The 18,853-nt window shown below is 39.2% G+C and carries 22 protein-coding genes and 2 tRNA genes; 4 read left to right on the top strand and 20 right to left on the bottom strand.

The window, feature by feature from the left end:
* Positions 1-7 precede the first annotated feature (7 nt).
* The 4 genes from rpmF to ACXJIN_RS01725 form a co-directional block, all read right to left on the bottom strand.
* Positions 8-190: a 50S ribosomal protein L32 gene (gene rpmF / locus ACXJIN_RS01740; RefSeq protein WP_456398999.1), complete on the bottom strand. Its 183-nt coding sequence runs from the start codon at positions 188-190 to the stop codon at positions 8-10.
* Between the two features lie 59 nt (positions 191-249).
* A complete protein-coding gene (locus tag ACXJIN_RS01735) occupies positions 250-786 on the bottom strand; it encodes a YceD family protein (protein WP_456398997.1) in 537 nt (178 codons plus the stop codon).
* Between the two features lie 11 nt (positions 787-797).
* Positions 798-874, bottom strand: a tRNA-Arg gene (locus ACXJIN_RS01730).
* 7 nt (positions 875-881) lie between these two features.
* Positions 882-970: transfer RNA gene (locus ACXJIN_RS01725), tRNA-Ser, on the bottom strand.
* Between the two features lie 468 nt (positions 971-1,438).
* Between ACXJIN_RS01725 and ACXJIN_RS01720 the strand changes: the two genes are divergently transcribed.
* The 3 genes from ACXJIN_RS01720 to ACXJIN_RS01710 are packed head-to-tail and all read left to right on the top strand — an operon-like array spanning position 1,439 to position 4,252.
* Complete coding sequence (locus tag ACXJIN_RS01720) at positions 1,439-2,311, top strand: YitT family protein (RefSeq protein WP_456398995.1); 873 nt, start codon at positions 1,439-1,441, stop codon at positions 2,309-2,311.
* 16 nt (positions 2,312-2,327) lie between these two features.
* Entirely contained in the window at positions 2,328-3,182 is an 855-nt protein-coding gene (locus tag ACXJIN_RS01715) for a glycosyltransferase family 2 protein (protein ID WP_456398994.1), read from the top strand.
* Positions 3,176-4,252 carry a lysylphosphatidylglycerol synthase transmembrane domain-containing protein gene (locus ACXJIN_RS01710; RefSeq protein ID WP_456398993.1) on the top strand — a complete coding sequence of 359 codons (1,077 nt, stop codon included), beginning with the start codon at positions 3,176-3,178 and terminating at the stop codon, positions 4,250-4,252. Before ACXJIN_RS01715 ends, ACXJIN_RS01710 begins: the two co-directional genes overlap by 7 nt.
* Here ACXJIN_RS01710 and fliE read toward each other — a convergent pair.
* From fliE to udk, 16 genes are all read right to left on the bottom strand, one after another.
* Positions 4,233-4,469, bottom strand: coding sequence for a flagellar hook-basal body complex protein FliE (fliE, locus tag ACXJIN_RS01705; RefSeq protein WP_456399093.1), 237 nt, complete (start codon positions 4,467-4,469; stop codon positions 4,233-4,235). The two genes, ACXJIN_RS01710 and fliE, sit on opposite strands and share 20 nt — an antisense overlap.
* Positions 4,470-4,534: 65 nt before the next feature.
* Entirely contained in the window at positions 4,535-4,948 is a 414-nt protein-coding gene (gene flgC, locus ACXJIN_RS01700) for a flagellar basal body rod protein FlgC (protein ID WP_456398991.1), read from the bottom strand.
* Positions 4,949-4,954: 6 nt separating this feature from the next.
* The gene (locus tag ACXJIN_RS01695; protein WP_456398989.1) at positions 4,955-5,275 is read right to left on the bottom strand and encodes a flagellar basal body rod protein FlgB; all 321 of its coding nucleotides are present in this window, start codon (positions 5,273-5,275) and stop codon (positions 4,955-4,957) included.
* 30 nt (positions 5,276-5,305) lie between these two features.
* Positions 5,306-6,301 carry a hypothetical protein gene (locus ACXJIN_RS01690; protein WP_456398987.1) on the bottom strand — a complete coding sequence of 332 codons (996 nt, stop codon included), beginning with the start codon at positions 6,299-6,301 and terminating at the stop codon, positions 5,306-5,308.
* The gene (gene ftsY, locus ACXJIN_RS01685) at positions 6,298-7,176 is read right to left on the bottom strand and encodes a signal recognition particle-docking protein FtsY (RefSeq protein WP_456398985.1); all 879 of its coding nucleotides are present in this window, start codon (positions 7,174-7,176) and stop codon (positions 6,298-6,300) included. Before ftsY ends, ACXJIN_RS01690 begins: the two co-directional genes overlap by 4 nt.
* Positions 7,163-7,831: a potassium channel family protein gene (locus ACXJIN_RS01680; RefSeq protein ID WP_456398984.1), complete on the bottom strand. Its 669-nt coding sequence runs from the start codon at positions 7,829-7,831 to the stop codon at positions 7,163-7,165. Before ACXJIN_RS01680 ends, ftsY begins: the two co-directional genes overlap by 14 nt.
* A gap of 11 nt (positions 7,832-7,842) precedes the next feature.
* Positions 7,843-9,177, bottom strand: coding sequence for a TrkH family potassium uptake protein (locus tag ACXJIN_RS01675; protein WP_456398982.1), 1,335 nt, complete (start codon positions 9,175-9,177; stop codon positions 7,843-7,845).
* Positions 9,178-9,188: 11 nt separating this feature from the next.
* Positions 9,189-10,907 (bottom strand): proline--tRNA ligase, encoded by a 1,719-nt coding sequence (locus tag ACXJIN_RS01670; RefSeq protein WP_456398981.1) that lies wholly within the window; start codon positions 10,905-10,907, stop codon positions 9,189-9,191.
* A 13-nt stretch (positions 10,908-10,920) separates the two neighbouring features.
* Positions 10,921-11,928: an Mrp/NBP35 family ATP-binding protein gene (locus ACXJIN_RS01665; protein ID WP_456398980.1), complete on the bottom strand. Its 1,008-nt coding sequence runs from the start codon at positions 11,926-11,928 to the stop codon at positions 10,921-10,923.
* A gap of 1 nt (position 11,929) precedes the next feature.
* Positions 11,930-13,093 carry a class I SAM-dependent rRNA methyltransferase gene (locus ACXJIN_RS01660; RefSeq protein WP_456398979.1) on the bottom strand — a complete coding sequence of 388 codons (1,164 nt, stop codon included), beginning with the start codon at positions 13,091-13,093 and terminating at the stop codon, positions 11,930-11,932.
* On the bottom strand, positions 13,090-14,190 hold the full coding sequence (tgt, locus tag ACXJIN_RS01655) for a tRNA guanosine(34) transglycosylase Tgt (protein WP_456398977.1): 1,101 nt from the start codon (positions 14,188-14,190) through the stop codon (positions 13,090-13,092). The genes ACXJIN_RS01660 and tgt overlap by 4 nt, the downstream gene beginning before the upstream one ends.
* Positions 14,172-15,002, bottom strand: a complete 831-nt coding sequence (locus ACXJIN_RS01650; protein WP_456398976.1) for a PSP1 domain-containing protein — start codon at positions 15,000-15,002, stop codon at positions 14,172-14,174. The genes tgt and ACXJIN_RS01650 overlap by 19 nt, the downstream gene beginning before the upstream one ends.
* 4 nt (positions 15,003-15,006) lie before the next feature.
* On the bottom strand, positions 15,007-16,011 hold the full coding sequence (locus ACXJIN_RS01645) for a DNA polymerase III delta subunit-related protein (protein WP_456398974.1): 1,005 nt from the start codon (positions 16,009-16,011) through the stop codon (positions 15,007-15,009).
* Positions 16,011-16,457: a YaaR family protein gene (locus tag ACXJIN_RS01640; protein WP_456398973.1), complete on the bottom strand. Its 447-nt coding sequence runs from the start codon at positions 16,455-16,457 to the stop codon at positions 16,011-16,013. Before ACXJIN_RS01640 ends, ACXJIN_RS01645 begins: the two co-directional genes overlap by 1 nt.
* 15 nt (positions 16,458-16,472) lie before the next feature.
* Positions 16,473-17,498 carry an S-methyl-5-thioribose-1-phosphate isomerase gene (gene mtnA / locus ACXJIN_RS01635; RefSeq protein WP_456399091.1) on the bottom strand — a complete coding sequence of 342 codons (1,026 nt, stop codon included), beginning with the start codon at positions 17,496-17,498 and terminating at the stop codon, positions 16,473-16,475.
* A gap of 116 nt (positions 17,499-17,614) precedes the next feature.
* Positions 17,615-18,229 carry a uridine kinase gene (gene udk / locus ACXJIN_RS01630; protein ID WP_456398971.1) on the bottom strand — a complete coding sequence of 205 codons (615 nt, stop codon included), beginning with the start codon at positions 18,227-18,229 and terminating at the stop codon, positions 17,615-17,617.
* A gap of 264 nt (positions 18,230-18,493) precedes the next feature.
* Between udk and rpsO the strand changes: the two genes are divergently transcribed.
* On the top strand, positions 18,494-18,757 hold the full coding sequence (rpsO, locus tag ACXJIN_RS01625) for a 30S ribosomal protein S15 (RefSeq protein WP_456398969.1): 264 nt from the start codon (positions 18,494-18,496) through the stop codon (positions 18,755-18,757).
* Positions 18,758-18,853 lie beyond the last annotated feature (96 nt).

Here is an 18,853-nt window from a genome sequence, read left to right as displayed (position 1 = left end):
GAAAGGCTCACTCCTTAACTTCAAGCACTTGTTTGCCGTTGTAATAACCACAATTGAGGCAAACATGATGAGGCAACATTGGTTCTCCGCAATTTGGACACTTAACAGTTGTCACTTTTATGGCTTTGTAGTACGTTGCCCTTCTCCTGCTTGTTCTGGCTTTCGATGGTTTTTTCTTTGGTACCGCCATTGTAAACTCTCCCTTCAATTCAGTAATTATTTAATCAAATAAACTTTGAATTATCCATTTTACTTGAACTTTTCTTTTAACACGGCAAATGGAGATTCTTTTCTCTCGAGGTACGGGCATACATGATCAGGGTGCTTGTTCAAATTTATTCCGCAGTGTGGACATAACCCCTTGCAATCCTCGCTGCACAACACTTTTATGGGAATCTCTATGACTATGGCTTCTAAAACTCGTTCTTCTAAATCTATGTACTCATCACTCGCGGAGTAATAAAAAGTGCTTTCTAAGTCCGTAAGCTCAACACTTTTCTCCACGTACTTTGGCTTCTTTCCCTGCGGAAGGTACAACGCTTCTATCTTTCCATTTATTTCAAGGTAAACAGGTTCCAAACATCTATCACATGGATGTATTATTCCCGTTGACACGGTTCCACTAACGTTTATCCTTCCCCGAGAAAAAGCGGCTTCCAGATTAACATTCACAGGCTTAAAGTACGGATATTTTTCGCCGTTTAATTCAAGTTCTTTCCAATCAAGAAGTTCCTCCACATGGAGGATTTTTTCGTGTTTCAAAGCATCGATCTTTAATTTAAGCATATACCAACACCTGGCGTGCCCGGGGAGATTTGAACTCCCGGCCTATAGATCCGCAGTCTATCGCTCTATCCAGCTGAGCTACGGGCACAAATAAATGGCGGAGAGAGTGGGATTCGAACCCACGGTGGGAAAATCCCACACTTGCTTAGCAGGCAAGCGCCTTCGACCACTCGGCCATCTCTCCGTTCGGCCGGAAAGACTACTCACAACGCCCCAGTTCATCCCGGGCTCGCACGTAGTATATCATAAAAAATAGCAGGATTCAAGATGGTTTTTCGCCTTTTTTGTTAAGAAGTCTTAGTTTACCATCAATGTTACAAAGTATTTCAAAAAGTGGTCAAACCATACATTCAAAATGCTTGTCAGAACGTATAAAATCCATTCTGAAGATTCACGAATATGAGGCTGAGAGGTATAGGATGTGATGAGAAAGTGAGACACTCATGAATGAGTTTCTGAGAGTGCCCCATATTTTGGATCGTTTGGATTGCAAGATGGGAAAATGAGCAAACTAGTGCTGACATGGCTTCAAAAAATTGTCCTTCGTAATGTTCATACACAACATGAGTGTAAAAAACCAGATTCTTCAAAATGTAAGAGTTTTTTGCTTTCTTTAATGCGTATTTTTTGTTAGAATTGGTGGGAAGGAGGAATGAAAGTGCGCGGTAAAATAGTAATGAATTTTGTAAAAGAGTACAGCATCATATCTATAGGAGATTTTATAACCGCCATATCAATTGTGTCTTTTTTGGTGCCATACAACATAGCTGGTGGTGGTGCAAGCGGTTTGGCAATTGTTTTGCATTGCCTTATAAACTTGCCAGTTGGTGTATGGATGTACATTATAAACGGCGCTTTGATAGCTCTTTCTCTCTTATTCGTGGGCGTGGATTTTAGCTTTAAAACGATATATTCTACCTTTTTGCTTTCCTTCTTTGTTGATTTTTTGAACAGAATGGTGCACTTTCCAATTTACAACGGTGGAGATTTGATGCTTGCTACCATTTTCGGAGACGTTATAGGCGCTTTCGGAATGGCGCTGGCTTTTTCCCAAAATGGAAGCACTGGTGGAACGGATATAATAGCAAAATTCATGAACAAATTTTTTGCCGTTCCATTGGGACAGGGTGTGTTGATAGCGGATGTTTCCATTGGCATACTGGCTGGATTTAAGTTTGGCCTGAACATTGGGTTGTATTCGTTGCTTGCCATAATACTGAATGGACTGGCAATAGACTTTCTTATGCGTGGTATGGAGATGTCTAAACAGGTTTACATAATCTCGGAAAAGAATGATCAGATCGCCGATTATATAATGCAAAAACTTGAGCGAGGCGTTACCTACATTCCTGCAGTTGGAGGATATACAAAGACAGACAAAAAGATGATATTGACGGTAGTTAGGAGAAGGGAACTTTCGAGTCTTTTGCACACCATAAGAAAAGTAGATCCGCAGGCTTTCATAGTTGTTGGAGAAGTTGAAAAAGCGTATGGAGAAGGTTTCAGCGATATAAAGAAGTTTTAAGGTGGAGGAATATTTTATGAAAATAACGGCGCTTGTCGTTACTTACAATAGAGTTGAATGGTTGAAAAAGAATATAAAGGCGCTTTTGAATCAAAGCCGCCTTCCAGATGAAATTCTCGTTGTAGACAACGCGAGTACAGACTCAACGCGCGATTTTTTATCTACAATGGAAAAAGAAAAAAGAATTTTTGTGAAAAGATTAAAAGAAAATCTAGGAGGATCTGGAGGATTCTCAAGGGGATTGAAAGAAGCCATTGAACGTGGAGCAGAGTGGGTTTGGATGATGGATGATGACGCGTTGCCCTACAAAAACGCGCTTGAGGAATTGGAAAAGCACATAGAAAAGTTCAAAAAAGATGAGAGCATTGGGGCATTTTTGAGCAAATTGGTAAAAATTCCAAACGCCACGCCAAAAGAAAAGGTCTCTTTATCTAGAGTTGGCACATTTGTTGGTTTCACAGTTAGTTCAAAAACTGTGCAAAAAGTCGGGCTTCCAGATGAAGGCTTTTTCATATATGCGGATGACTACGAATATTCCATGCGAATAAGGCGCCATGGTTTGAAACTTTTGAGGGTTCATTCAAGCCTTATAGAACATAAAGATTGGATACGTCAAAAGAGGATATTTCGTTTTCCATTTTCAAAACCAGCTATCCCACCGTGGAAAGTTTATTACATATTCAGAAATGCTCTCAACGCAACGAGAGATTCCATGCTAATACACACTGCGTTGAAAAGTTATTTTTTTGTGGACAGATATATCTGGGCTTACGTTTCTCCAGAAACCAAGCCTTACGCTTTTCGTGGTTTTGAAGATGGAATAAAAGGCGTAAAAGGCAAAATTGTCGATCCGAGGAATCCAAAATGGTAGCAGAAAAAGACGATTCTCAAAACAAGAAACTTTTAAGAAATCTTACGATAGCGGTTTTATCAAGTTTTTCGGTTGTGGCCGTTATAATGATTTTTTCCAAAAGCGGCAACATAATTCAAAGTGTAAAAGATTTCCCTCCGCTGGAGATAGCAATAGAGTTCGGACTTTTTTTCTTGATATTCATAATAGATGCCATTAGAATACTGGTTTTATCCCATTTTTTAAATGAAAAAACAACATGGAGCGTAGCTATCAGAAATTCGATTTTAGGTTATTTTTTCACGTACATAACCCCATTTTCGGCAGGAGGGCAACCGTATCAAATATGGCATCTTTCAAAATGGGGAATGAGCGCCGAAAATTCTTCTGCCATTATTCTGACGAGATGGTCGAATATGTTGATTTTTCTATCCTTTTCTTCGCTTTTTCTCATGAACAAATACCTTCCATACATACGAGTTGGAATACCGATTCTTAACAAGATGATATGGCTTGTCATTCTCTTAAGCGTTATATTTTCCTTAGGAATGGTTTTTTTCTTCTTGGTTCCAACAGTTGGCAAGAAATTCATGAGAAGGCTCGAAAAAATGGGGATTGTAAAATGGTCCATAAAGCTATTTAAAAAGGATCCAGATACCGTCCTTGATGATCTTTCAAAGAAATTGGATAATTTCTACGCTTCCATGAAACTCATATGGACAAAAAAGCCATGGCTCGTAATATTCGATGGAAGTATGGGAGTGCTAGTTCTTCTTTTACTTTATTACATTCTCTATCGCGCCCTTACCATTTCTTCTCTAAACGCCTCTGCGCCTTTTCAACTTTCTTTTTTGAACTTAAGCGCGGTCTTCATTCTTCTTTCATTTGTTATATATTACGTGCCCACTCCGGGATCATCTGGTGGCGTGGAAGGCGGATTTTACGCGGTTCTTTCACTATACGGCAACAAGTCTGCAGTTATGACAGGGATCCTGATGTGGAGATTGACAACATATTACCTTCCCATCCTTCTTGGCTTTGTAACCATGATCCATGAAATAAGGCAAAAGCCTAAATCTGCATCCTCATGATCTCTCGATAAGCTTCTACTATCTTGTTTTTCACTTCATTCGTCAATTGAAGCATTATATCCGCCTTTTCAGCGGCTATTATAACCGAATGGATGTCTGATGTTTTTCCTGTAGCGAAATCGTTAGAGAGTTTTTCCGCGTTACTAACGGTATCATTTACCTTATTTATGGCGCTTTCAAGGATTTTTTTGAAATCCGTTCCACCTTTATTCGCCACTTGATTCGCTTCTGACGAGATGGGCTTTATTGGTTCTATTGGATTAATTGGGCTTACCAAAATCTTCACCTCCCAATTTGCACTGCCGCACTAGCCATGGCTTTAACGTTGCTTATAACGGTCGCATTAGCTTCATAAGTCCTTTGCGCAGCTATGAGATCTACCATTTCTCTCAGCACGTTAACGTTTGGCATTTTAACGTAACCGTTTTTATCCGCATCTGGATTCGTTGGATCGTAAACCTCTCGAAATGGCGATTTGTCTTTGGCCACTTTTACCACTTCAACTCCGGCGGGTATCATACCGTTCATCGTTTCTCTGAAACGCTCGGCAAAAATCGGTATCTCCCTCCTGTACGGTTGACCGTCAGCAGTTCTCGTTGTGTCAGCATTGGCTATGTTATTCGATATGATATCCACCCTTAATTGTTGAGCCGTCATTCCAGAAGAAGATATGTCTATAGCGTTAAAAAGTGACAATGCTTATCACACTCCTCTTAACACGTCCGTATACCTTTTAAAGCTCATAGAAGCAAGTTGCGTGAGAACTTCATACCTTATGGTGTTTTTCGAAAGTAACGCCATTTGCGCGTTTACATCAACGTTGTTTCCATCATTGCTTATGGAGCTACTGGTATCGGTTACAACTTTTGCTTCAACGCGCAAGGGGTTATCACGCACTACAGGTACAACGTAGCTTGCTTTGAAATTCGGTGTGCTGGCGTTGGCTATATTGTTTGCTATCACTTTTGCGGTTAAAGTCGAAACGTTCATCGCGCTTTCTAAAACATTCACGTTTTGAAACATCTCTTTCGCCTCCAAAGAATATTTCTACGCTCATCTACGATCTTCCCAAACTTTCTTTCCATCAAATTTCAATCTCAAAAAATCAACTTTTGGGTAATCAAGGTACCTATCGTTCGTTAAAACGTAAGATGGCATGTAAGAAGCCATTTCCAGTATCTTTTCATCGGCGGGAGAATGAAGATAAACATGTGGATGGCACTGGAATTCTCTTTCAAAAAGCACTTTTTGAAAAGCCTTTAACTGATAAGGAAAATTGGCATCAAATACAATAAAAAAAGGCCATGGCACTTTTTTCATATTCCCAATTGCTTTAAAAACGTAAAAGATGTTATCCAGATCGGCTTTTGTTCTATTTACCATGGCGATGTTGCTGCCATCAACTATCAAAGCCCTGTTAACTCTTCTTAAAAGAACGCCCTTTACGTAAGGATCCGATATCTTGCGTGCGACTTTTTCTCTATCTGAAGGAAGTAAAGATGAGTATATTTCCTCAAAATCGTTCACATCTTTTTGCGTCAAAGAAAGAAAATCTTTGTTTTTGAAGATATTTGAAAGTTCTAAAACTATGGAATTATCGCTCATTTTTTTATCATTTTTTCCAAATAAAAGTAGGTAAAGATCCAAAAAATCGTCCACGTATTCCTTATGAGAATTAAGGAGTTTTCTCCATGCATTTAAAAATTCGCTGTAATTCTTTGAATGAATGCCGAGCTCTTTAGAAAGAAAAAGCGTTTCTTCGTTCATAACAAAAAAAGAAGCCGGCTTTAATACCATGCAAACAAAGGTTAAATTTGAAAGGGAAATTCTCTTTTCTTTTGAAATTTTTTCAACATCTGATGGAATTACATCAAAGAAAAGAGAGAGCTCTTTAAGATTTGGGTTTATCATCTTAAGAGCTCTTTCCATTTTCTTTTGATTCCATCCATCGACACCGTATCTTCTTATCACATTAGCAACGTGAAGGGCATTTTCGCCTTCTTCAGAAAGCATCTTTTGCATTAAAATAGACGACAATTTATCCATCATTCAAGAATTGCGTTTACAAACTCATTGGCGTCGAATTTTTTGAGATCTTCTATTCCCTCTCCAACTCCAACGAGTTTTACTGGAATGCCAAGCTCTTTCTTTATTGAAAAAACCATTCCACCCTTGGCAGTTCCATCTAATTTTGTAAGCACGATACCGGTTATTCCAACGCTTTCGTTGAATATGCGCGCCTGTTGAATGGCATTTTGTCCTATCGTGGCGTCGAGCACCATCAACACCTCAGTTGGTTGATCCTCACGCAGCTTCTTTATAACTTTGTGAACTTTTTCCAATTCTCGCATTAAATTATCCTTGGTGTGAAGCCTTCCCGCCGTGTCAATTATGGTAACGTCTATATTGTTTGAAATAGCGTGATTAACGGCGTCATACGCCACAGCGCCAGCATCAGCTCCCATTTGATGCGCTATAACCGGAACATTCGCCCTTTTCCCCCATTCTTTCAGCTGTTCTATAGCTGCAGCGCGAAACGTGTCCGCCGCGGCAAGAGAGACCCTTTTTCCTTCCTTTTTGAATTTCCACGCCAGCTTGCCAGCGGTGGTCGTTTTTCCCGAACCATTAACGCCTACCAACGTGTAAACAGTTGGGGGTTGTTGAGAAAAGGAGATATCCTCGTTTTCACCCAAAAGTTCAAGAAGTGTAGATTTCAATATTTCTATTGGTTCTCCCTTTTTCTTCCGCAAATTTTCAACGATGTAATTCGAAGTTTCAGGTCCAACATCTGCCAAAAGTAAAAGTTCTTCAATTTCTTCCAATTTTTCATCGTTTAGACCGCCCTTTAATATGGAAATGGCTTTTCCAAAGAAGCCTTCTTTTGTCTTTTTTAAACCCTTTTTGAAAAAATTAAATATCCCCATTGTTCTCCTCCGAAAATGTTTTCATTCCTTCATCAGTGCTCAAAACTATCATTGTATCGTCTTTTCGCAAAATGGTTTGAGCAGAAGGAAACTCTATCTTTTCGTCTGCGCCCTTTACAAGCATAACGGTCATTTCGTAACGCTTGTTTAGTTTCAATTCCTGTAAACTCTTTCCATCAAAAGAGGCGGGAGTTTTTACTTCGTATATTTTGTAATTTCCAGCAACCGTTGCTTTTTCTACCACGTTAGGCATGGTTAATTTTTTTGCAAGGCTCAAGGCCATTTCCTTTTCCGGGTAAACGACTAAGTTAACACCTATTTTTTCAAGTACGCGTCCATGGAGTTCGGTACTTGCTCTCGCTATTATGGTTGGGATTTTCATATCTTTAAGAATAAGGCTAATAAGAATCGACGCCTGCACATCTTTTCCTCCAACACTTACAATTGCAACGTCAAAATTCTTCACGCCTAACGCTTCCAGAGCTTCTTGAGAAGTAGCGTCCGCTTTGACAACGTACGTTAAATCCGAAGAAAGCTCTTGAACTATTTCATCTGCTCCATCTATCGCCAGAACTTCGTTCCCCATATCTTGAAGATACTTCGCCAGGTTCTTTCCAAATTCCCCTAATCCTATGACCACATATTGTTTTGACATAAGTTCCTCCCTTAACCAATTATCACATCTTCAGAAGGGTAATTGTAAAGTATATTTCTTTTCTTTATGAATGCCGCTACGATCGTGACTATTCCCATTCTCCCGGCGTACATGAGAAGCACAACCACAATCTTTCCCCAAAAACTCAAAACAGATGATATGCCAAGGTCCAATCCGACAGTCCCAAATGCGCTAAAAACTTCGAAGACTTCGTCTTTGAATGGTAGAAAAGGATCCGTTACTCCCAACAAAAATATTCCCGTAAAAACGGCCAATAAACTCAAAGAAAGCACCGCCACGCTTTTTCTAAAAGAGGCGTGAGATATGTTCTTTCCAAGAAAGGTCATTTCATCCTTTCCACGGAAAAAACCCACCGTTTTCAACAAAATAGCGGCAAAAGTGGTTGTCTTTATACCTCCTGCCGTCGACCCAGGAGAACCTCCTATGAACATCAACATGATTATAACAAGTTGCGCCGGTGTGGAAAGATGAGAAATTGGGTAAGTATCAAATCCCGCAGTTCTCGGAGTTACGGCTTGAAAAATGCTGATCCAGCTTATCTCTCCAAACCCCATTCTTTTCTTCAAATAGGCGTAATTCAATGCCAGCAAAATCAAAAACCCACTGACTATTAAGAAAAACGTTGTTGATAAAACAAGCTTTGTGTTAAGGCTCATACGGCTCCATTTGAATTTAACAATCTCTATTTCCCATATGACGGCAAAACCTATTCCTCCCAATACAATGAGAGCCATTATGGTTATGTTGATAAGTGGATCGGAAGTAAAACCTTCCAAATTGTTTGAAAAAAGTGAAAATCCAGCATTACAAAAGGCCGATACGGAGTGAAAGATAGATTGCCATAAAGCGTACCACGGCTTGTTAGGAAAATCCTGGTAGAACCTGAAAAACATGATCATCGCTCCGGTGGATTCTATCATAAAGGTGTATTTTATCACCAAAGTTATTAACCTTAATATGCCGCCATATCTGTCTACGTTTAAAGTATTGGCAACCAATATTCTATTTCTTAACGTTATCCTTCTTCCGGAAAGCATGGCAAAAAATGTTGTCAATGTCATTATGCCAAGCCCGCCAATTTGAATTAAAATCAATATCACCAATTGGCCAAAAAGAGTAAAAGCGTGCGGAGTATCAACTACTATTAAACCAGTTACGCACGCGGCAGACGTCGAAGTGAACAAAGCGTCTACCGGTTTAATCCCGTGTGTGGTAGAAAAAGGCAACATCAACAGCAATGTGCCTGTGAATATGAGAGCAGCGAATGTTAACAACAACAAGTATTCCGGTGATATCTTGCTAAAAAACGCCCAGGCTTTTTTCATATAAACTTATATCACTTCTTTAATTTGTAACCGTTTAGCATCTTTTCAGCTTCTTTTACCACGATGTTTTTTTCAGCCTTTATTTCAAATTTGTCCTGAGAATTTCTCAATTTCATCTCAACTTTTCCATTTTTCAAGTTTCTACCAACGGTAATTCTCAAAGGGATTCCTATTAAATCGGCGTCTTTGAATTTAAAACCTCCAGAAACTTCTCTATCGTCTAACAGTACATCTAAACCAGAATTTTTCAAGGACTCGTAAAGTTCTTTTCCAAAGTTCATTTGCTCTTCGTTAGAAGAATTAACCACTGTTACAATCACTTCAAAGGGAGATATTGAGCGCGGCCAGATCATACCGTTTTCATCGTGATACTGTTCAACAACCGCGGCCATAGTCCTACTGACTCCCCAACCATAACATCCCATTACAAAAGGTTTTTGTTGCCCGTTTTTATCCACATAAAAGGCCTCGAGTTTCTCGGAATACTTAGAACCAAGCTTGAAAATTTGTCCAACCTCTATGCCTTTTTTCATTTTTAAGGGAGCGCCGCACTTAGGGCATCTGTCTCCAGCCGTCACTTTTTTCATATCAATCCACTCAGAAACTTTGAAATCCCTGTCAAAATTGGCGTTTACGTAATGAAATCCTTCTTTCATTCCACCTACGACAAAATTCTTCATACCTTTTACCGAAAAATCGGCAAAAATTTTAACCTCAGCGCCCACTGGACCAAGATAGCCAACCGGCACTTTTAAAGCATTTTGTACTTCTTCGGGAGTAGCCTTCCGAATTGTTTGATCTTTAAAATGGGCTTTTAGCTTTGCTTCATTCACTTCCAAATCTCCCCTGATCAAAGCCATAAATATGCCGTTTCGCCCAATGTAAACCATACTCTTAACTACTTTTTCTTCGGTTACACCCAGAAATTTCGTCAAATCTTCAACGCTTTTGACATCGGGTGTGCTGACGAGTTTAAGTTCTTCTTCTTTTTCATTGGAAATCGGATAATCAGGCTTGTATTCAGCCTTTTCATCCGTCGCCGCGTAGCCACACTTTTCACAGTAAAGTATGTTTGATTCTCCATTTTTGGCCAAAACTGTGAATTCGTGAGAGTTGTTACCACCAATCGCTCCCGTATCGGCCTCAACGGCAAAATATTCGAGATCCATCCTTTCACATATTCTGGAATACGCTTTGTACATATCACGATACGTTAAGTCCAGGGATTTATCATCTGAATGAAAGCTGTAAGCATCTTTCATTATGAATTCTCTGCCTCGCAACAACCCAAAGCGAGGTCTTATTTCGTCTCTATACTTCGTGTTGATCTGATAAAGGGTTACGGGCAATTGTTTGTATGATTTTAACTCACCTTTTACCAAAGTCGTGATCATCTCTTCATGAGTTGGACCCAGAGTGAATTCTCTTTTGTTTCTGTCCAAAAATTTGATCATTTCAGGGCCGTAATCCTCCCACCGACCGGTTGTTTTCCATATTTCCGCCGGTTGCATTATAGGCATTAGCAGTTCTTGAGCTCCAATGGCATTCATCTCTTCCCTGACTATTTGTGTTATTTTTTGTAAAACTCTTAAACCAAGAGGAAGATAAGTGTAAACGCCCGCCACGGTCTTTCGTATGAAACCGGCCCTTATTAAAAGCTCTTGACTTTTTACATCTGCATCAGATGGTACTTCTTTAAGAGTTGGTGCGTAAAGTTGTGACCATCTCAAAAGGATTACCCCCTTAATCTTTTTCTATTTTTTCGGCAATGGAATCCATAATTTTGAAGAATTCCGTATCCAGTGCTGAAAAGAGATCCCCATTATCCGACGCTTCTTCAATTTTTGGTTCAAATGGCAATACACCGAGGCACGGAACTTTCAGTTGCGTTTCTATAGCTACCGGATCTGCATTTCCAAACGGATACGATTTCTTCCCGCACTCATCGCAAACAAAGTAACCACTGTTTTCTACGAATCCTATTACCTTGGTACCAAGTTGGTTGTAGTAAGCTGTCGCGCGGGCAGCGTCCATTATGGCCAACGAGTTTGGCGTGGTTACTATGATAGCAGCATCCAGATCCATATTTTGGTTTATACTCAAAGCTGCGTCGCCTGTACCAGGGGGAAGGTCTACTATGAAATAATCCATTTCTGGCCAAGCCGTAAATTGAAGTAGTTCTACAATTGCCTTTGAAACCATGGCTCCTTTCCAAATAACTGGTGTTTCTGGATCTACGACGTATCCCAAAGACATGGAATATATTCCATTCTTTTCATTTGGAATTATCATATTCTTTTCTTTATCCGCACGCGCGGGTTGTTGTAAGCCCAACATTCTCGGAACGTCCGGACCATGAATATCGGCGTCAAAAAGGCCCACTTTGTTTCCTCTACGATTTAGCGCAATAGCCAATGAAACGGCAAATGTGCTCTTTCCAACTCCACCTTTTGCACTGAGAACGGCTATTCTTTTTTTTGCGTTTGATACAAAATGCTTTTGCTCAACTGTTGTACCTTTTTCTTGAACGGTGGATATTTTAACCTCAAAACCGTCTTTTGCCAATTTTTGTCTTATTTCATCGTAAATAATCTTTCTCTTTTCGTCGGAAGCCGTTCCGAGATTCAAAAGTATTTCGATGGTTTTATCGTTCACCTTTACTTCTTTTACGACTTTAAAGTCGGTTATGCTTTTGGAATAGCCGGGATACTTTATTGTTGAAAGCACTTCCATGATCTCGTCTTTGTTCAATTTAAATCGCCTCCACTTTGAAGATAAAAAATTTTAAATATTCACTTTCTTTAATTCCCACGATAACGGGATGATCGTAACTTTGAAAACCAAAATGCACCACCTGCAATTTCTTGTGGGCATCCGATGCTGCACTTTCAACCACTTTTAAAAACGTGTTTCTATCAACGGCGGCTGAACAAGAAGATGTTGCCAGATATCCACCATTTTTCAGGATCTTCATTGCCCTAAGATTTATTTCTTTGTACCCTCTCAATGCGGAAGACAGCTCATTTTTCCTTTTGGCAAAGGCGGGAGGATCTAAAATTATAAGATCGAAAATTTCTCCCTTCTTTTCCAACTTTCTCAACTCATCAAAGCCATTTCCGACAAGAAACCCGTAACCACTTTTTACGTTGTTAGCGTCAAGAATCTTTTCGTATACATATTTCACCCTCGAAGAGCGGTCGATGGAAAGCACATAATCCGCTCCGCCTTTTATGGCATTTATGGAAAAATTGCCTGTGTAAGAAAAAACGTCCAATACTCTGCCTTTCGAAAAATTCCTAATTGCCTTCGCGTTGAAACGTTGATCTAAGAAGAAACCTGTTTTTTGCCCTAAAGTATCACAAAAATAAGCTATCCCATCGTAACGAAATGGAATCAGTTCTTCACCTTTTCCCCTTATCCAACCAATTGAATCGCTTAATCCCTCTCTTTTTCTTGCCCTTCCTTCGCTCTTTTCGAATATTCCATCTACATTTAAAAGTTCTTCAAAGGCGTCCAAAATTTCCTCTTTCTTTCTTTCCATACCTAACGTGTTGAATTGAACTACAAGATTTTTTCCAAATAGATCGGCCACCACGCCAGGCATACCATCCGCTTCTGAATGAATAAGACGAAATGCGCCATCGAATTCATTCCTATTTTCAAGCGCCTTACTTATTTTTTCGACAAAGAAGTCTTTATCTATCTTTTTAGGTGAATGGCTTAAAAGTCTCACCGCTATAACGGATTTATCGTTTACATAACCTCTTCCAACGTAATTGTTTGAAAAATCGAAAACATCACATATTTCACCATTTTTGTGCGAAGAAATTTCAAATATTTCGTTCTTGTATATCCATGGGTTGATCCAGCCAACCTTTTTTACACCTTTTTTCAGTCTTACTTTAATTTCGATCAATCTCCTTTGAACTTCTTTAAAAAATCACTTTTGAATTCAGAAAATTCCCCATTTTCAATGGCATTCCTTGCCTTTTGCATCAACTTGTGTAAAAAGTATATGTTATGGTATGTTGCAAAGATCATGGCAGTCGATTCTTTTTTCTTGAAAAGATGATGAATGTAAGCTTTAGAGTAATTTCTACACACTTCGCAATCACACTCATCATCCAATGGTGAATCATCCAAAGCGTACGCCGCGGATTTAATGTTTAATCTACCATGAGAGGTAAAAACGGCTCCATGTCTTGCCAATCTTGTTGGCAAGACACAATCCATCATGTCAACACCTCTTTCAATGGCTTCAAGCATCAAAACCGGATCGCCAACTCCCATTAAATACCGTGGCTTGTTTTCCGGCATCAAAGGCATTATAACATCTAACATTTCAATGGTTTTCTCAAAAGATTCCCCGACGCTCAATCCACCTATTCCAAAACCATCAAAAGGCATAGAAGTTATTTCTTTTGTGCTCACAATACGAGTTTCTCTGAAAAAGCCTCCTTGCGTTATTCCAAAAAGCGCCTGATCCTGACGTGTATGGTACTCTAATGCTTCTCTTGCCCACTTGGTGGTCCGTTTTAAAGAGATTTCGGTGGCTTTCATATCATTTCCAGGAGCCAAACACTCATCCAACACCATCGCTATATCTGAACCTATCGTTTGTTGAATGCGCATGACTTTTTGAGGTGTAAAACGGTGTGTGGAACCATCTAAAGGGGAACGAAAATTAACGCCATCGTCATCTATTTCAACGTGTTTTGAAAGGCTGAAAACCTGAAAACCTCCGCTATCGGTAAGAATTGGAATGTCCCACGAAGCAAATTTATGGAGCCCACCAAATTTTTCTAACACGTCCATTCCAGGCCGAAGGTAAAGATGAAAAGCGTTAGCCAAAACAATCTGGCTGCCAGCTCTTTTCACGCACTCGTGGGGACACATTTTCACAGCCCCGTTTGTTCCAACGGGCATAAAAACTGGAGTTTTAACCTCTCCATGTGCTAAGTGTAGAATCGTTTTCCTGGCTTCTTTGTCTTTTTTTAAGATTTCGAATCGCATTCTTCGTTTTCTCCGTTTTCAACTTTTTTTTCTGCGAGCTTTAAGACTTCTTCAAATGGCAAAACGATTATTTTACCTTCGGTATTTCTCGCTTTAAGTGTCTTATGAAAGATGTTAAGTTCACTCACAACGTATTCTTCATCCTTATACTCTATTTTCTCTCCAACATCAGGCATATCTTTTAGTATTTCAAGATACGTATCATTCTCAAATGCCAAACAGCACAAAAGTCTTCCACACGCTCCAGAGATCTTGGAAGGATTTATCATCAACTGTTGAGCTTTCGCGTATTTTAAAGTGATGCTCTTAAAATCTCTTTCAAAGAGAGAACAACACGTTTGTCTTCCGCATAATCCTATTCCGCCTATCATCTTGGCCGCGTCTCTTATTCCGACCTGACGAAGTTCTATTCTTGTTTTGAAGACAGTTGCCAATTCTTTGACGAGAGCCCTAAAGTCGACTCTCCCGTCCGCCGAAAAGAAAAAAACGAGTTTTGAACGATCAAGAACGTATTTCGCACGAAGCATTTTCATCGGCAACGCGTGTTCTATAACTTTTTCTTTCGATATTTCCAGAGCGATTTTGGCGTCTTTGTCATTTTGGGTTTGTGTGTCCATATCTTCGAAGGTTGCTTTTCTCAAAATTGCTTTTTCCACTTCTTCATCGCTTTCTTCAAACACCTTAACTATTTCTCCCAATTCCAAACCAAATTCGCTTTCCGCTATGACCATTTCACCACGTTTGTATTCATCTTCAGAAGAAAATTTATGCACTTTCCCAACTCTATCAAAAGCAACTCCATACAAATTCAAAAGATCACTTCCTTTTCAAAGTGGCGAATTTCGTTAAAAGCAAAAAAATTCCCACTTCAACGTTCACCTTGCTACGATACTTTTTTTCTCTTATTTTTAAAATCCACTCCACATCGTTAATACTTGGTTCTTCCATTTCCACGTAATTGTTCACGTAATTCGGACGTTTCAATGCCTGCCAGTAACTCGTCTTTTTCAAAATTACAAGATCTTCGACGATCACAAGTGCGGCTTCCAAAAAGGCATTAAAAACACTTAAAGAATTTTTCGGATTTAACATGCTTTTTAACGCCTGGTAAACTTCAACCACTTCTTCTTCTCTCAAAAAGAGTAAAAGTTTTTCAAAGAGGAATTCCAATTCGAAAGGTAGTGTCTCTTCACTGGAAAGCACTTCGCTTTTTACAATTTCAACAATGGATAGAACATCAACAGCACTTACAAGCAATTTATCAAGCTTTTCAACATTTTCAGATATGTACAACGCATGTTCCACATCGTCAATCCAGAATTTCAATTCACTTGCGTTTATCGCGTCGACTTTTTCTTTTTCCATCAGGCTTTCGGTTTTTATATTCAAATTCAAAGAAATAAACCGACTCTTGATAGTGGAAAATATTTGAGAAAAACTGGACGTAAAAAAGATGAATACCGCATATTCTGGAGGTTCTTCTGTGATTTTTAGAAGAGCCGATGCCGCCTCAGGCGTTGAATTCGTGAATTCCTCTGACACGATGTACTTATGTTTTGCAATTGACGGAGAATAACTTAAAAAATCAGCTACTTTTCTGGCATCTTCAACTTTTACCTTTTCTCCATCTCGGTTTAACCAAAAAAGATCGTACGAAGCGTCCTTTTCTTCAACGCTTTCGATAAGTTTTTTCAAAAAATACCTTTTCACCAACGTGCCTTTTGCCTTTAAAAGCAATCGTGTTGGTCCATCGCTTTCTACAATTTTTCTTACCCTTTCAACAATCGCTTTCATACTTTTCACATCTTCTGCATCTTTCATTACCTGTAAATGTCCATTAAAAGGCCATTTATCTTTCCAATTTTAGACGCGTAAAAAAGTGTGGAACGCTCGGCTTCGAATAATCTCTTTGATATCTCTTCCAGCTCTTTGTCAACGGCTTCAACTATAAAATACAACTTCGCTCTTCTCTCTTCTATGGAAGTCAATTCATTCGTCCTGTAAAGCCTTTTTTCGATTAATTTCAAGAACTCTTTTACTTTTTTCTTGTAATTTTCAAAGTTCTCTTCCGTTGGCGAACGAGAAAAATCATTTCCGCTTTGGACTATTTCATCCATCAAAGCGTTTAAATCTTTCTCTTCCTCTTCGATTAAAAAATCGGCAAAGCCTTTGTTTTCAACTTTTGAATATCTTCCGTGTGATCCTTTTACCTTTTTTTTATTCTTTACCGAGCGAGAAGGTTCGTTTCCCATCGGATTAACGCGCACTTCTTGCCTCCCAAATTATTTTTGCTCAAAAAGTTTCTTTATCGATTCAACATAAGGATATCTTAAAACTCCCTTTTCTGTTATTATTGCATCTATCATCTCTGCATCGGTAACATCAAAGGCCGGGTTGTAAACTTTAACGTCATCAGGCGCTATTTTAACGCCTTGAATGTGCGTTACTTCTTCATGCGATCGCTCTTCTATGGGAATCTCGCTACCATCTTTTATACTTACGTCTATTGTTGAAAGCGGTGCGGCCACATACACTTTAACACCGTGTTTTTTGGCCAAAGATGCCAACGAGTAGGTTCCTATTTTATTTGCCGTATCACCATTTGCAGCTATTCTATCAGCGCCAACTATTATCGCATCGACTTTTCTCGTTTTCATAACCCATCCGGCCATATTATCACAAATTAACGTTGTGTCAACTCCAAGCTTTAAAAGCTCCCACGCGGTCAGACGAGCACCTTGCAGGTAAGGGCGCGTTTCGTCAACAAAAGCGTGCACGGTTTTACCGTGATCTAACGCCGCATGAATGACGCCCACAGCGGTTCCGTAATCTACGGTGGCAAGCGCTCCAGCGTTACAATGCGTTATAACAGTTACATCTTCTGGAAAAAGCTCTTGACCGTAATTTCCCATCCTTTTGTTGACCTCAATGTCTTCTTGTGCTATCTTCTCCGCTTCATCGTTTAAAAGGGATACAACCTCCTTTGCACTCTTAGACTGAGAATGAATCTCAAGAAATTTGGAGTGCATTCTTTTTAACGCCCAAAAGAGATTAACCGCTGTTGGTCGTGTGTTGGCAAGTTTTTCTTTAACTTCTTCCATCTTTGCCACACTCAAATCTTTTTCATTTTCCATCGCTCCAAGAACATATCCAAAGGCGGCTGAAGCGCCTATTGCTGGAGCGCCGCGAACTATCATATCTTTTATGGCTTTTGCCACGCATTCGGAAGTTTGGCATCTTACGTACTCCTCAACATGAGGTAATTTTCTTTGATCTATGAGTTCCAAAGCGGAACCATTCCATTTCATGGTAATTGTAGAAATCAACTTTTTTCATTCCTTTCTCCATTTATTTTGATTCATTTCGTTTGAAAACAAAAAATGGATCGCCTTGAAGATATTTTACCATCTTAAAAACTTTTTTGTTATTTTTCGCTATTCATCATCTTTTCAAGAGCTCCCATTATCATTGAAAGCCCAGTTTTGTTTTCACCACCGCGGGGCAAGATAATATCACATTGATATTTCTGAGGTTCAATGAAACTTCTAAAGGCTGGCGCAACGAATTTTCTATATTGAGATATGATGGAATCAACCGATCTTCCTCTCTCTTTTGTATCTCTTTCTATTCTTCTTATAAGCCTTTCATCAGCGTCTTCATCAACGTATATGCTGAGATCAAAAAGATTTCTTATTTTTTCATTGTAAAGTACCAAAATACCTTCAACGACTACCAACTTTTTCGGGGAAATACGCACTGTTTGAGAAGAATTCCGCCTGTAGGTAACAAAACTGTAAGTTGGAACTTCTATTTCTTTTCCATTTTTTAACTCCCTTAAATGTTTGAAAAAGAGATCAAAATCAAAAGCCATTGGAGAATCGAAATTCACTTCGCGTGGATCTACACCGTCTTCCAGATCTTTGTAGTAATTGTCCATATTCAAACATATGGCTTTTTCACTAAAATTTTCTACTATTTCCCTTGCGACAGTTGTCTTCCCCGCGCCACTTCCACCAACTATCGCGACAAATATGCTCATTTTAAACGCTCCTTTCATCCACCCAAATCTTAATCGTACAGTCAAATTCTACCACTATCGAAGTGTCGAAATAGAAATTTAACGTAAAAAAGCTGTTGAAGACGAATTGGAATTATCATCATTTCGCTTTCATAACCATCGTTGTAGTTTTTGTTAAATGCAAAATGGATTTCGCTAAAAATGTGATAGAATTGGTTAGACCTGGACTCAGAGACGGGATAAATCACCCTCTCTTGGTTCAATATTTATTTTGGAGGTGTCATAATGGATAAACAAGAAAAAGAGAAGATCATCGAATCTTACAGGATTCACGAGGGAGACACGGGTTCGGTAGAGGTGCAGGTAGCACTTTTAACTTCCAGGATTTCCCATCTTACTGAACACTTGAAGACTCACCCCAAAGATTTTCACTCAAGACGTGGACTTTTAAAAATGGTTGGTAAAAGAAGAAGACTCCTTAGGTATTTGCGAGAAAGAAAGCCAACCGTTTACAAAGAATTGATCGCGAAATTGAAATTAAGACGGTAAATTTTTTTACGGCAAAGAGCGGGAATGTCCCGCTCTTTAAGTCTAAAATCTAGAATTGACAAGATATTCACGATGACGAATTCAAGAGGTGATCTG

The sequence above is a fragment of the Mesoaciditoga sp. genome, assembly GCF_054006115.1.
Note: the sequence above shows the minus strand (reverse complement) of the source record. Positions and strands in the feature narration are given on the sequence as shown.

Bases quoted from the DNA above. Each gene is read 5' to 3' on its own strand.
- ACXJIN_RS01645 (WP_456398974.1), bottom strand. From the start codon at position 16,011: ATGAAAGATGCAGAAGATGTGAAAAGTATGAAAGCGATTGTTGAAAGG.
- mtnA (WP_456399091.1), bottom strand. From the start codon at position 17,498: ATGAAATGGAATGGTTCCGCTTTGGAACTCATAGATCAAAGAAAATTA.
- ACXJIN_RS01680 (WP_456398984.1), bottom strand. From the start codon at position 7,831: ATGTCAAAACAATATGTGGTCATAGGATTAGGGGAATTTGGAAAGAAC.
- udk (WP_456398971.1), bottom strand. From the start codon at position 18,229: ATGAGCATATTTGTCGCGATAGTTGGTGGAAGTGGCGCGGGGAAGACA.
- ACXJIN_RS01735 (WP_456398997.1), bottom strand. From the start codon at position 786: ATGCTTAAATTAAAGATCGATGCTTTGAAACACGAAAAAATCCTCCAT.
- ACXJIN_RS01720 (WP_456398995.1), top strand. From the start codon at position 1,439: ATGAAAGTGCGCGGTAAAATAGTAATGAATTTTGTAAAAGAGTACAGC.
- ACXJIN_RS01695 (WP_456398989.1), bottom strand. From the start codon at position 5,275: ATGTTTCAAAACGTGAATGTTTTAGAAAGCGCGATGAACGTTTCGACT.
- ACXJIN_RS01675 (WP_456398982.1), bottom strand. From the start codon at position 9,177: ATGAAAAAAGCCTGGGCGTTTTTTAGCAAGATATCACCGGAATACTTG.
- rpmF (WP_456398999.1), bottom strand. From the start codon at position 190: ATGGCGGTACCAAAGAAAAAACCATCGAAAGCCAGAACAAGCAGGAGA.
- ACXJIN_RS01690 (WP_456398987.1), bottom strand. From the start codon at position 6,301: ATGATGGATAAATTGTCGTCTATTTTAATGCAAAAGATGCTTTCTGAA.
- ACXJIN_RS01715 (WP_456398994.1), top strand. From the start codon at position 2,328: ATGAAAATAACGGCGCTTGTCGTTACTTACAATAGAGTTGAATGGTTG.
- rpsO (WP_456398969.1), top strand. From the start codon at position 18,494: ATGGATAAACAAGAAAAAGAGAAGATCATCGAATCTTACAGGATTCAC.
- ftsY (WP_456398985.1), bottom strand. From the start codon at position 7,176: ATGGGGATATTTAATTTTTTCAAAAAGGGTTTAAAAAAGACAAAAGAA.
- tgt (WP_456398977.1), bottom strand. From the start codon at position 14,190: ATGCGATTCGAAATCTTAAAAAAAGACAAAGAAGCCAGGAAAACGATT.
- ACXJIN_RS01710 (WP_456398993.1), top strand. From the start codon at position 3,176: ATGGTAGCAGAAAAAGACGATTCTCAAAACAAGAAACTTTTAAGAAAT.